Genomic DNA, 11,639 nt, shown 5'->3' on the forward strand with positions numbered 1-11,639 from the left:
CCGCCAATCCAGGTGGCGTCATCGACAGCTTCCAGCACACGATCAATAGCGCACTGTGGTTCGCCGCCGCCGGCACCGCGAAGATCGGCCAGCCAACCGCTCGCCAAGGACAAGAAGCGGGCGTCGGTTTCTGGGAGATCACGTGGCCGATCAGCCTTAACCCGGACGGCCATAATCCGCTGATTCCGGACGCTGGCTACAACGAGCTGAACAACGGCGAGCTTGAGCGCATCCTTCTGCCCGATGGCAGTGAGCCGCCCCAGCCGTCGCTACTGAACGGCAACGGGCAACGGCTCACGAGCGGCCCGCCGGTGACCGCCCGCGCAGCGATGTACCGCCCGCGAGACTTCAGCCTGCTCGACTTCCCCAACCCGTGGGCATGAGCTACATCTCACGAGACGGAGCGAGGCGGACCAAAGCCGCAGTCGAAGCATTCGAGGCGTCGGGGCCGGGGGTGTTTCGTCAACGGCCGCGGCTCCTCGGCACATCGTCTCGCGTCATGCTCAAGATCGGCGCGTGCGGTGACCTCGAAGCCACCGGTAGCGACAATGCCGATCCGACGCTCTACGACTGGACGTTGGTCACGCTCGACCGCAGCACAGGCGAGTACGTCGCCGGTGATCCGGCCAAGACCGGGACCGCCGCCGCGCAGGAAGTGAACAAGGCCATCGGGGTGCCGCAGAACGCGATCGTCGAAGCGTGGCGCGTTGGCAAAAACGTTGCCGGCGACCCGGTCTACCACTTTCGCTACAACGTACCCGTCACCGTGGACCTCGAATCGACCAGCGGAGACCAAGAAAGCGGCTGGGTGTACAAAGTCACGCGTCGCCTCGGTGGCGAGGTCATCGCCGAGAACGTGTCGCCGTTCATCGACGACGGCCTCGACCGCAACTCCGCGACGTCCGGCTACGGCCACACCATTCCCGGCGGCACGTTTGAACTATTGGTCACGAACGAAACGCTGCTCACGGAGTCGTGCAATGAGTAGGCTCGTCTCGCGTAACAACCGTCTCATCGTCAAGCGTGGCGGCCAAGGGCCCGACTACATGCTCGTCGACGACGGCGAGGGCAACGACTGCTGCTGCCTGTCGTGCTTCGTGCAGAGCAGCGACTTCATCGACGTGCGCCAGTCGGGCAAGATCACCGAGCTCTCCGAGGACTACCAGTACAGCAGCAAACCCAGTTCGAGGTGCCACCGACTACGGATCTGGGAGTACCGCACGATCAAGGGTGACGCTCAGGGCAACGCGACCGGGTTCAGCGGTGGGGATGATCCAGACCACCAGTTGGAGACCACAGGCCGGTTTTTCTATCCGCGCCACAAGTACCCGATTCCCAACTTCAATTTCGACAATGCTCCTCCCGGTGCGTTACCGTTCACCTATCGACGAGGGCCGTTTTACAGCGGCTACGACAGTGCCAACGGGCGGCCTGATGACAACTCGACGCCGCTAGACCAATACCCGATGTGGTGGCCGGGGCTCTTCCCCGACGACGGTGACGGTGGAGGCATCGGCGGCTACGCCAGTGCGTCGGGCAACGGGCCGTCCTTGTCGACGGTCTGGGACGAACTCCTGACCTCGCGCGACCCGCTCACCAACGAGGTCACGTTCATCAACACGGACCTGTTCGACGAGCACATCGGCTGCGAGTACCACATCTTCGGCCTCATCAGCGCGTACTACTGGAGGTACAACGCGTACAACCCCACGACCAAGACCTACAGCAGCCCGAACTCTCCGAGTGATGGCGGCTACCAGGCCGACATCTATGTGCTTCGGTCGGACCTGGTGACCTTTGCTCCCGGAGGTGGGCAGTAGATCAAGACGGCCCCCGGCGTCGTGAGGCGTCGGTGCAAACCGGATGAATTGCGGGGACACCGCCGGTAACGGCGACAATCCGCAGCGAAGCCGCCGACGCCTCGGCGGAACGTTCAGAGACTACGCGGCGTCGCCGGCGGGCGGCATAACACGCGACCAGCGTCCGGCATCCCATGAGGATGATGAGATAGTCCAACCCGCTTCACGCGGGCGGTTGGCGCTCTACGCCACGGCTGGACCAGGTAGAACGATGTGGACGAAGCGGAAGAAGTTCCGGGTGCTCAACGGCGCGGTCGGACTGGCCAAGGCCGCTGTCGGTGCGGATCGGGCGGACGCCGAGGTGATTCGTCACCGTCGTGCGGTGTGCGCTGCATGTCCCCACGCGAACGTGTCGCCGCGTCTCCCGACGCGCTGCGGGCTTTGCAAGTGCATCGTCGCCGCCAAGGCTCGTGTTCAGAACGAACGGTGTCCGGATGGGCGGTGGTGATGTGTCCAACAACTGTCAGCGAACGTCAAACTGACCACTTGCCCGAGTTTATCGCCCGAGCGTAAACCAGGGTAAACTCGCTACAATCACAGCACTACTCCCCGGACATGCTCCGGTTGTGCGGCCGTGGGCGGCTGCATCCGAATCGCGACCTTGAGCGCCAGCGCGAGCAGTTCCGTCCGCGACGACACGCCGAACGCCTGTCGAATCTGCTTGCCGTAGGCGTGGATTGTGTGCGGGCTGAGGTAGGCCGCGTCGGCGATCTCGGTCTCCGTCATGCCGGTGAGGAACAGATGCAGCAGCCGCGCATACGCCAGGTCGAGTCGCAGGTCGTGCTCGATCAGGAGTTGTTTGGCGACCGCCTTGATATCCCCCATAGCGTCTACTTTGGCCGGGTTGGTCCGGGTGTGCAAGCGCCTAGTCAACCCGCTCATGCACCAGTCGATCTGATTCAATCCACCAGTGCCCGTCCTCACGCAGCTCGTACATCATGTGCCGAATCGGATCGAGGCCGTCATGGGTAGGGTCGAAGTCACGGAGTCGATAGACAACGCCCACGAGCATGCCACGATTCGCGGAGCGTGGGACACGCAGCAGTTGACCGTGTAGCCGCCCACCGATGACCGCGACCGTCCAGGTGGGGACGGCCGGGTCATCGCGGCGCTTGGCGAGGACGGGGTGGGGCGGCTTGCGGATCATCGCGCTGGCGGGCTGAATGACCCGGAGCCGAACGTCTCCAGCCAGCCGGGCATCGTGTGGATGGCCACCGCAACCTGCTTCACCTCCTCCATCGGGATGAACTGCGAGCGGTGTGTGCCGTTCGCCGGCCGAAGCTCCAGCGACGCCGCGTCGAGGTCGCGGTAGATGCATTTGAACGTGCAGTCGCCGTCGGCGGTGCGGATGAAGCAGGGCGTGCCGTCGGGCTGCTCATCACGCGGTCCCAGCGATCGACAGATGACCAGGTCGCCGTCGCACCAAGTGTCTTCCATCGAGTCGCCGAACACGATCAAACCGAACGTGCCGTCGGCACACTCCACTTCTGGAGGGGCGTCGATGTACATGCGGGCTTCGGTGCCGGGATTCTCGCCCCACGGGGCGAAGTCGCAGGGCTCGCCGGCCGGGGTGAGGTTCATGATCGGGATGCGCCGCGTTGAGTATTCCTCATCGGTCGTGCCGATCATGTGGCGGACGTTGCCGCGCCAGCGTTCTTCGAGGTCCATCACCGACCCCAGCCCGAGCCGCTGGGACATGCCCCGACGTTCGTGCATCGTCGTCGACGCGCCACGTTCGATCGTGTAGAGCCGGTCGGCGGACAGGCCCAAGTGATCCGCAAGCATTCGCCGACGTTTGCCGTCGTTGGGTTCGTCACCGAACATCCCGTCACGCAGGCCGCGCATGTACGCGGCAAAGGCAGCCAATTCAGCCATATCAGTCTTCCGGTTGGGCAGCCTGACACCCCCGGAAAGAAATCTTGCCGTTCGGTCAGTGTTAGGTAGAAATAGCACCATGCCCGAACATCGTCAAAACATTTCTGGGGATGGTGACAGTCCGAAACCCGCCGACGCCGATGGGATCGGCAAGGTGAAGATCGCCGGGCGGGTGTTCGAGCTGCGGTTCGAGCAGCGCCGATCGGATCAGCCGCCGGTGGCCGTGGACATCGCCGCCCGCACGCTCACGCTGGCCGAGGGCTTGCCGCCACGGCAACAGGCCGAGGTGCTGGCCGCCGCGGTGGAGCAGGTGGGAAGAATGTTCAGGATTCCCGTGATCGGGCGCGTGTCGTGAAGTTCAACAGTTGCTAAACTGCGACCATGACGATGCAGGCGATCATCGAACAGGCAGGGCGGGCGCGCGAGGAATTAACCAAGCTGCGCCAAATGGCAATGCGTCTGCCGCACGAGTACGACCAAAACACACGCGGGCTCGACAGTGCATTTAAGCTCTACCAGACTACCCGCGAAGCGGAGGCTGCCATCGTTGATCTCATGGAGCCGACGCACTGGCCAATGCTCATTGGCCCACGGTCGGTTCCCAATCGCTCCGAAACTCCGGCTCCCGAGACGACCGACGCTCGTTGACCCAGTTGATGATGCTGTCCGCTTCGTCGCCGGTGACTTCAACGACCGCGCCGTGAGCGAGCGTGATGCTCACCACCACCTCGCCAAGGTCGCCAACGGTCCATGAGATTTCGGATGCGGCCGAAAGGTTGATCCATCGCGAGCCGTTGCGGTGTTCAAGGGCGTGAAACACAGGCATCACTGACCCTCGCTTTCAACGTCGAGATACCGAGTAATCGCCGCGTCCGCGGACTCAAGCATCGGTGCTGTCCGCTGGCCCATGGCTGTTTGGTAAGACTTCGTCCCGGACTGAATCAGGGGCGGAAGCCCCTCGACAACTCGGTCATCGACCCAGCCGGCCGTCGACACCCCCGATACCCAAACAGGGTCGGACCAGTTATGTGTGTTCCGCACGATCGGCTGCCCTTGGACGTACTGCTCGACGTGTTGCGTGTAGTACCCGTAGACGAGCAGGGCGTTCTGATCGTCGAGCACTTGAAACACCTTCCACTGGTTTCGGACCTGCGCACCGTCCAAATCCTCCAAGTCTTTCGCCGTCGCGCGTGGCATGACGCGACCCTGCTCCGCATCGGCCACGCGTGCTTGCGCTGCTTCGACCTCTCGCTGTGCCACCTCAACCTGGGCTGCTTTGGACGACTCATCAGGGAAAACCCAGTAGCCCGAGCTCAACCGCTCCGCTTGTTTTCTGGCCGGGACAATGCGTCCCGATTCGACCTGATCCAAGGCCCGTTCGGCCTCGCGAAGTTCTTTCTTGGCTTCGGCCACCACCACGGGGAGCCGCCTCACCAGCCGGTCGTACAACTCCTTCACCACCGGTGGAGCGTCCGACCGCAAGGCTGGAGGCGTCGGCCGATTCGATGCCTGCGGGGTGGTGCGATCCGCCGGGTCACGGTCCGTGGTGTCGGTCTCGCCCGATTCGGCGCGCTTGTTCAATTCCTCCATCCGCTGACGCATCTCTTCATCGGTGAGCTGCGCCGAGGCCGACGCGGTCATCGCCAGCACCATCATCCCCGTGAGCATGTACTTCATCACGTCCCCTTCTTCGCGCCCCGCTTCGACGGGGCTTTTTCGTTTCTGCGGTTGATGATCGGTTCCGGCACGGTGGGAGTGTCGGTCCGTTCAATGAGCTGAGTCGGCCCGGTGCCGACCTCGAGCTCGTGTTCTTCGGCGATCTCGCGCCGGATGCGATCGAGCAGCACGCCCGATTCGGCCTGCGCCATCAGGCGGGCCATGCCGTCGGGGTCGTTCTTCTCGGCCTCGACACGTTTGACGAGGCGATCGCGGACGGGCCGCGGTTGTTCGAGCAGGGCAAAGTGCCCAGCGGTTACCACCGACGCAACGGCCTTGCCGCTGAACGTCTCCGCGTACCCGCGGATCGCCGGGGCCAAAGGCTCAACCAGCTTCGCCGTGAGCGATCGGATTTTTACCGACCCTTCTTGCATCCTGCAAAGCATCATCGCGTCGGAGGTTATGTTGTAAACGCTTCTCAAAAAAATCTTTTTTAGGTCTTTAGGCTTGCAAATGGGTCGACAAAGGGTCTATCTTGCCCGGACATGACGCCCAACCGTCCCAAACCGCCGAAGCCAGTGACCATCACCGTCACCGCCCGACACACGGATGGGCCTAAGCCCACGGGCCAGCCGAGCCGGTCCACCACTCTCTACAACACCCACCCGCAAGAGGTGATCGACGGGATCGACCTCTACGCCCGCGCCGCCGAGGTACACGGTGAGGCAGCCGTCCGGAAGACGCTTGCCGAGATGGCGTCCGGTGGTGCTCCGTCATCCGCCGCAGAGGCGTACACCGATCAATCCGGGCAGCAGGCCAAGGAGGTGGCCGCGTGAAGCACCTCTACAAAAACAACGACGGCGAAGTCGTTGCGGCCGACTCGGCCCAGCAAGCGACGCAGTTCCACGATGTAGAACTCGCGGGCGAGCCGGCTAATGCGGACGACTGGACGCAGATTCCCAACGACAAGGTCATCACTGCCGGAGCGGACGATGGCCCGCCCGGATACACCGAAACCCACACCGCCGCTGAATGGGCTGGCGAGCACTTGGAACCAGCAATCGTTTTCACCACCTACACGTAGCGCATTTTCTCCCCCTCACCTGCCGGCCGAATGCAACGCGGTCGGCAGGCATAGGCAACGCCCCTCGGGGCAACGCCACAACGCCCGGTGGTGACGTGCCCACGGCATCACCGGGAACAAACAACGCCGCCGAGCCGCACACAACCCCGGCCGGTGGCACACATCTCGCCGGGTAGAGCAGTTGGCAGCTCGGGTGGCTCATAACCACCAGGTCGCGGGTTCGAGTCCCGCCCCGGCAATTTCATCCACGCGGGATTGTCCCGCAGGAACCGATCGGTGCGGTGTTTTCGGTTCGCCCATCGATCGGATCAAACCACACCCCGCAACCTCAACGCGGCCGACGTGCCGCGCACGGAGTACCTGCGCCATGTTGGAGACCATTCTCATCACCGCCGCCATCAGCGTCACGCTGGGCCTCGCCATCGGCAGCAAGCTCGGCCGCGTTGCCGAGCGGGGCGAAGCCGACCTCCAGCGCGAGCGTGATTGGTGGGGCGGGGAAGACGAGACGATCCTCGCGCTCTCGCCCGGTGCGTTGCTCACCGACGAGGACGCCGTCGAGCAACGCCCGCTCAATCAGATGGACCTCGACCGCGTCACGGGCGTGCTCCATGACGTCGGCCCGACCGAGGTGCTGGAGATCGTCGCCGAGCACATCAACACCCGCCCGTCCTACGGGATGCTCACCGTCAACGACCAGATGGCCCACGACGCGCTGGTCAGCGCGATTGAGCACCTGCGCACCGCCGAACAACTCGCCAGCCGTCCCGTGCGGTTGGTCGCGTCCGTCTGATCCACATCAACCCCCACACCGGAGACCCACACCATGCCCCACGTTCAGATCGACATGGCCGAAGTGTCACTCGACAGCTTGGCCAAGGCCAACGACGGCGAGTACGACGCCTACTTCAAGCAACAGATTCGCCGCATCGTCGAGCACTGTAAAGACATGCCGCTGCTCGACAAGGAGCGCAAGGTCGTGCTCGAAATCTCGGCCGTACCGGTCGTCGACACCTCATCACACACGCCACGCTGCGACCAGGTGAAGGCGTCGCTCAAACTCAAGGCGACCCTGCCACCGTTGCCGTTGCGGACGCTCGACGTACAGGTTCGTCAGCAGCAGATCAGCGGCAAGGACACCACCGTTGGAGCGATCGCCATCGAGCACGCCCACGACGCCAAGCAGTCCGAAATCTCTGACCTCAAGGACGACGCCGAGTAGCGCGTCGCCGCCCGTTTCACACCCTCAACAGGACCATCATGGCTTTCCAGAAATCCCACACCCTCGACAGCATCCTCGACGCCACAGACGGCATTGAGGACATCAACGACATCGCGGTCGCCGCCGTGCTCGGTCGGCAGACCATGCATGGCCGGACCTTCAAAGAGTCCGCCGAACCGAACCACGTCTACTACCTGCAAGACCCGCAGGGCGTGAAAAAGGTCCACGCGGATGCGCCACCGCTCGCGCTCACGTTCGCGACGCCCGCATCGTTGGCCAAGTTCGTCACCGACGATGCCAAGGCCGATCAGGAGATCGAGACCGACAACGGCAGCAAGTACATCACTGGCCTCGCAATCTCGCCGGCGATCTTCATCGGCAAAAAGGTCATCCGCTATGTGCGGGACGTCAACGACCGTCGCAACCACGCCGACGTCGGCCTCGACCTTTCCGAACCGTTCAAGGCGTTGCAGTTTGCAGGCGTCGGTGACGAGGGCGATGGCGTTGATCAGAAGCAGTTGCTCCGCATGCTCCGCGTACAGCTCGCCGGCTACATCCAGAACCCGGACTTCGCGGCCACGATCGAGACGGTGAAGTTTGTCGACCACAAAGACGGGGAAAACACCGTCGGCCACGGCCGCGAGTCGTTGAGCCTCTCCGTGGAGGCCGAACTCCGGGGAACGGGCAACATCCCCGACACCGTCAGCTTCTCGCTCCCGTTGTTCGAGCAGACGGGTGAGAAGAACGTGCTCATCAGGTGCGCGGTCGAGATCGACCCGGTCGAGAAGACGTTCGCGATCACGCCGCTTCCCGGTGAACTCACCAAGGCGTATGACGAGACGTTCCAGGCCATCGAGGAAGACCTCGAAGCCGCAGGCGTCCCGATCTACCACGGCTCCGTCTGAACCCTCCACCCGCCCCGCGACGCCTGACCGCGTCGCGAGGTGTTACTGCCATGAGCAAGCCCCGCCGACCCATCAGCGCGCTACTCCCGTGGTACGGGAGCAAGCGCACACTCGCGCCGCTCATCGTCGAGTTGCTCGGTGAGCATCGCGCCTATGTCGAGCCGTTCGGTGGGTCGATGGCCGTGCTGCTCCGCAAGGCTCGCGTCGCCGCCGAGGTCGTGAACGACCTGCACGGGGATCTCGTGAACCTTGCCCGCGTGATGTCCGATCATGGTGATCGCTTGCGACTGTTCCGGCGGTGCCGCAACGTCATCATGTACGACGGCGTCGTCGACGACGCCAAGGCCGACCTCACCAGACTGCGCGGCACCGAGGATCGGGTCGGCTGGGCCGCCGCGTACTACGCGATGAGCTGGCTCGGGCTCAACGGATTCAGTGGCACCGACAAAGAAGAAGGCAACGTTAACACTGCCCGCCGGTACACGTTGCTCGGCGGGGGGTCACCGACAACGCGCTGGCGGTCGGCTGTCAACGCGATTCGCACGAACGGCGAGCGGCTGGCAGGCGTCGACATCCGCAGCGAGGACGCGCTCGATCTGCTCGAAAAGCTCGGAGACGTTGCCGGCCAAGTCATCTACGTCGACCCGCCGTACTTCGCCAAGGGAGCGAAGTACCGCCACGACTTTGCGCCCGAGGATCACCAGCGACTTGCCGCCCGGCTATGCCGGTTCGAGCACAGCCGCGTCGTGGTGAGCTACTACGCCGACGACCGGCTCCAGCAGTTGTACCCCGGTTGGTGGAGCGTCGATGCTTCGACGACCAAGGCGTTGCACAGCCAGGGCCGTCGGGACAGCACGCACGCCGCCGTTGCCCCGGAAGTGCTGCTCTGCAACTTCGAACCGCACGTTGCCAAACCCATCACGAAACACGCGAGCGACTGCGAAGCCGCAGAGCACTCGCCGGAATCCGACTGTCTGTTTCCCGCGGCATGAGCCGCCATCACCCCAACGGAGTACGCCATGTGCGCACCGAACATGCTCAACGTCGTCGACCGCTGTCCCACATGCAACAGCATGCTGCCACCCGCAGCCGTCGATCTTCACCGCGAACCCGACGGCCGCACGATCGTGCGCGGTTGGTGTCGCCAGTGCGAATCCGGCCGCAAGGTCGAGCTCGACGCGAGCGGTCGGTGCATCAGCGCCGCCCCGATCGTCCACATGGAGGCCGAGGACATCATCGTCCGCATCGACGAGGTGTGTGGCGACAACATCGCTGTGTGAGTTGACCGTTTACCCCTACCCCCGAGCCGCAACTTGATCGGTTGCGGCCCGGACTTTCGAGAGGACGACCGACATGCCGGACATCGAACGCCATCCCGACCTACTCACACCTGCCCAGGCTGCGACACGCGCGGGGCTCAAGTCACCGCGATCGTTCCAGAAGTGGCGGCGTGACGTCTGCGCGCCGCGTATCTACCGCAGCGGCAACGACGTCTACTACTGGAAGGCCGAGGTCGACCTCGCGATCCGCCTGCGCGCCGAGTACCCCGAGCCCCAGGACTTGGAGGTCATGCGTAAGCGTCGCCAGGAGCGTGAGGAAAAGGAGACCAAGGCCGCGTGAGCTACTCGAAGTACAAGCTCGCCCTGAAATACGACAAGTCGCGGGGCTGGAAATGGCGCGTGAGCTATCGCGACGCCGAGGGGAAGTCACGGACCAAGGGGTTCGGCCCGGCCTACAGCAACCAGCGTGACGCGAAGCGGTGGAAGTCGCTTGCCGTGAGCGAGTACGAGTCGTGGGTGCGGGACCAGGACGCTGCGACGGAACTCGCCAAGGGGGGCATCACCGTCGCCGTGGCCGGCGCGGCCTACCTCAACGCCAGCCGCGACCGTTGGCAGAAGAACGGGAAGCCGACTTCGACAGTCGGGGTCGCCGAAGGTGCCGTCGCGCTGCTCGATGAGATGTTCGGCGATCGACTCGCCGACGAGCTGGAGCTGCGTGATCTTGTCGCCGTGCGCCAGACGCTGGCCGACCGTCCGGGCGTGAGGCGCAAGGAGCAGGACGAACCCGACAAGGCCACGGCCCACACGGTCAACACCTACCTCACGCATATCCGCCGGGTGTTCGTCTACGCGCGTGAGCAGGGCTGGATCACCAAGGCCACCGCCGTCGACCTGCTCGAACTCAAGCCGGTGCGAGACGGCGGAGCCGGACGCGAGGTGTACGAGCCCACACCGCGCGAAGTCGCCGCCGTACTTCGCCGGGTGAAGCCAGCCGTCGCCGCGATGATCCGCGTGCAGTGGCGGACCGGTATGCGCCCGGGCGAGGTGCGGACCATGCGCGTCCAGGACCTCGCGACGGTTCAGGGCGTGCTCGTGTACACCCCGGCCAGCCACAAGACCGAACACCACGGCCGCGCGCGACCGATCGCGGTGCTGCCCGACGCCGAGCGGACACTGCGCCGTTGGATGGACGAAGTGATGCCGAAGGCGACCAAAGGCTACATCTTCACGCCGCGGAACTCGACCGGCCCCTACGACGCGTCGGCCTACCGCTGCGCGGTGATGCGGGCGTGCCGTCGTGCAGGGATCAAGCAATGGTCACCCCAAGGCCTGCGCCACGCGTTCGCGTCACGGATGCGTGGGCTGGGCGGTGGGGCACTGGCCAAGTCGCTGCTCGGTCACGCCGACGAGTCGACGACCGAGGGGTACGGCCAGGCGTTGATGGAAGTGGTTGCCGCGGCCCGAACCGCGACCAGCGAGAAACAGCGAATCCGAGAAGAAAACTCCACCGTAGCGGAGGCGAAGACATGACCCAGTGCTATCCCAGTGATGCCCCAGTGACGACGCGAAAACGTTCGCTTGTCGTCCCCCTGTCGTCCCCGCGTGGGGTGAATGCGTCGAAATCGCGGTTTTTGAGTGGGCGATACAGGGCTCGAACCTGTGACCTCTTGCGTGTCATGCATCGTGCGCTAACGCGTGCCGCACGAACAAACGCCGATTCTCGCCCGCTGCGAAGTCGGAAACGCGCACGTCCTACGCGAG

The 11,639-nt window shown here is 64.2% G+C and carries 19 protein-coding genes and 1 tRNA gene; 14 read left to right on the plus strand and 6 right to left on the minus strand.

Annotated features, from left to right (window positions below; all coding sequences use genetic code 11):
- From AAGD32_17340 to AAGD32_17350, 3 genes are all read left to right on the plus strand, one after another.
- Positions 1-383: hypothetical protein (locus tag AAGD32_17340; protein MEM8876013.1), on the plus strand; the 383-nt coding region annotated here is incomplete at its 5' end.
- Positions 384-499: 116 nt separating this feature from the next.
- Positions 500-988: a hypothetical protein gene (locus AAGD32_17345; protein ID MEM8876014.1), complete on the plus strand. Its 489-nt coding sequence runs from the start codon at positions 500-502 to the stop codon at positions 986-988.
- On the plus strand, positions 981-1,820 hold the full coding sequence (locus AAGD32_17350; GenBank protein ID MEM8876015.1) for a hypothetical protein: 840 nt from the start codon (positions 981-983) through the stop codon (positions 1,818-1,820). Before AAGD32_17345 ends, AAGD32_17350 begins: the two co-directional genes overlap by 8 nt.
- A gap of 573 nt (positions 1,821-2,393) precedes the next feature.
- On the opposite strand, the gene AAGD32_17355 is transcribed toward AAGD32_17350, so the two are convergent.
- From AAGD32_17355 to AAGD32_17365, 3 genes are read right to left on the minus strand one after another with little or no spacing between them, the layout of a single operon-like run.
- Positions 2,394-2,684, minus strand: coding sequence for a LuxR C-terminal-related transcriptional regulator (locus AAGD32_17355; protein ID MEM8876016.1), 291 nt, complete (start codon positions 2,682-2,684; stop codon positions 2,394-2,396).
- A 40-nt stretch (positions 2,685-2,724) separates the two neighbouring features.
- Positions 2,725-3,006, minus strand: a complete 282-nt coding sequence (locus AAGD32_17360; protein ID MEM8876017.1) for a hypothetical protein — start codon at positions 3,004-3,006, stop codon at positions 2,725-2,727.
- Positions 3,003-3,734, minus strand: coding sequence for a S24 family peptidase (locus AAGD32_17365; protein MEM8876018.1), 732 nt, complete (start codon positions 3,732-3,734; stop codon positions 3,003-3,005). The genes AAGD32_17360 and AAGD32_17365 overlap by 4 nt, the downstream gene beginning before the upstream one ends.
- 79 nt (positions 3,735-3,813) lie before the next feature.
- On the opposite strand from AAGD32_17365, the gene AAGD32_17370 reads away from it, so the two are divergent.
- The gene (locus AAGD32_17370) at positions 3,814-4,089 is read left to right on the plus strand and encodes a hypothetical protein (protein MEM8876019.1); all 276 of its coding nucleotides are present in this window, start codon (positions 3,814-3,816) and stop codon (positions 4,087-4,089) included.
- Between the two features lie 225 nt (positions 4,090-4,314).
- Here the strand turns inward: AAGD32_17370 and AAGD32_17375 are convergent, their stop codons facing one another.
- Genes AAGD32_17375 through AAGD32_17385 form a run of 3 tightly spaced genes read right to left on the minus strand, consistent with a single transcriptional unit; the run spans position 4,315 to position 5,824 of the window.
- A complete protein-coding gene (locus AAGD32_17375) occupies positions 4,315-4,560 on the minus strand; it encodes a hypothetical protein (protein MEM8876020.1) in 246 nt (81 codons plus the stop codon).
- A complete protein-coding gene (locus AAGD32_17380; GenBank protein ID MEM8876021.1) occupies positions 4,560-5,411 on the minus strand; it encodes a hypothetical protein in 852 nt (283 codons plus the stop codon). The genes AAGD32_17375 and AAGD32_17380 overlap by 1 nt, the downstream gene beginning before the upstream one ends.
- Positions 5,411-5,824: a hypothetical protein gene (locus AAGD32_17385; protein MEM8876022.1), complete on the minus strand. Its 414-nt coding sequence runs from the start codon at positions 5,822-5,824 to the stop codon at positions 5,411-5,413. Before AAGD32_17385 ends, AAGD32_17380 begins: the two co-directional genes overlap by 1 nt.
- 111 nt (positions 5,825-5,935) lie before the next feature.
- Between AAGD32_17385 and AAGD32_17390 the strand changes: the two genes are divergently transcribed.
- The 10 genes from AAGD32_17390 to AAGD32_17435 all read left to right on the plus strand — a co-directional run bounded on the left by AAGD32_17390 (position 5,936) and on the right by AAGD32_17435 (position 11,408).
- Positions 5,936-6,226, plus strand: a complete 291-nt coding sequence (locus tag AAGD32_17390; GenBank protein ID MEM8876023.1) for a hypothetical protein — start codon at positions 5,936-5,938, stop codon at positions 6,224-6,226.
- A complete protein-coding gene (locus tag AAGD32_17395) occupies positions 6,223-6,474 on the plus strand; it encodes a hypothetical protein (protein ID MEM8876024.1) in 252 nt (83 codons plus the stop codon). The genes AAGD32_17390 and AAGD32_17395 overlap by 4 nt, the downstream gene beginning before the upstream one ends.
- A gap of 166 nt (positions 6,475-6,640) precedes the next feature.
- Positions 6,641-6,713: transfer RNA gene (locus tag AAGD32_17400), tRNA-Met, on the plus strand.
- A 128-nt stretch (positions 6,714-6,841) separates the two neighbouring features.
- A complete protein-coding gene (locus tag AAGD32_17405) occupies positions 6,842-7,264 on the plus strand; it encodes a hypothetical protein (protein ID MEM8876025.1) in 423 nt (140 codons plus the stop codon).
- A 33-nt stretch (positions 7,265-7,297) separates the two neighbouring features.
- Positions 7,298-7,693 carry a hypothetical protein gene (locus AAGD32_17410; protein MEM8876026.1) on the plus strand — a complete coding sequence of 132 codons (396 nt, stop codon included), beginning with the start codon at positions 7,298-7,300 and terminating at the stop codon, positions 7,691-7,693.
- Between the two features lie 38 nt (positions 7,694-7,731).
- Positions 7,732-8,598 carry a hypothetical protein gene (locus AAGD32_17415; protein ID MEM8876027.1) on the plus strand — a complete coding sequence of 289 codons (867 nt, stop codon included), beginning with the start codon at positions 7,732-7,734 and terminating at the stop codon, positions 8,596-8,598.
- Between the two features lie 50 nt (positions 8,599-8,648).
- Entirely contained in the window at positions 8,649-9,590 is a 942-nt protein-coding gene (locus tag AAGD32_17420) for a DNA adenine methylase (protein MEM8876028.1), read from the plus strand.
- An 81-nt stretch (positions 9,591-9,671) separates the two neighbouring features.
- Positions 9,672-9,878 (plus strand): hypothetical protein, encoded by a 207-nt coding sequence (locus tag AAGD32_17425; GenBank protein ID MEM8876029.1) that lies wholly within the window; start codon positions 9,672-9,674, stop codon positions 9,876-9,878.
- Between the two features lie 73 nt (positions 9,879-9,951).
- Entirely contained in the window at positions 9,952-10,218 is a 267-nt protein-coding gene (locus AAGD32_17430) for a hypothetical protein (GenBank protein MEM8876030.1), read from the plus strand.
- On the plus strand, positions 10,215-11,408 hold the full coding sequence (locus AAGD32_17435; GenBank protein MEM8876031.1) for a site-specific integrase: 1,194 nt from the start codon (positions 10,215-10,217) through the stop codon (positions 11,406-11,408). The genes AAGD32_17430 and AAGD32_17435 overlap by 4 nt, the downstream gene beginning before the upstream one ends.
- Positions 11,409-11,639: the final 231 nt, after the last annotated feature.

The organism is Planctomycetota bacterium, from assembly GCA_039182125.1.
Classification (GTDB): domain Bacteria; phylum Planctomycetota; class Phycisphaerae; order Tepidisphaerales; family Tepidisphaeraceae; genus JBCDCH01.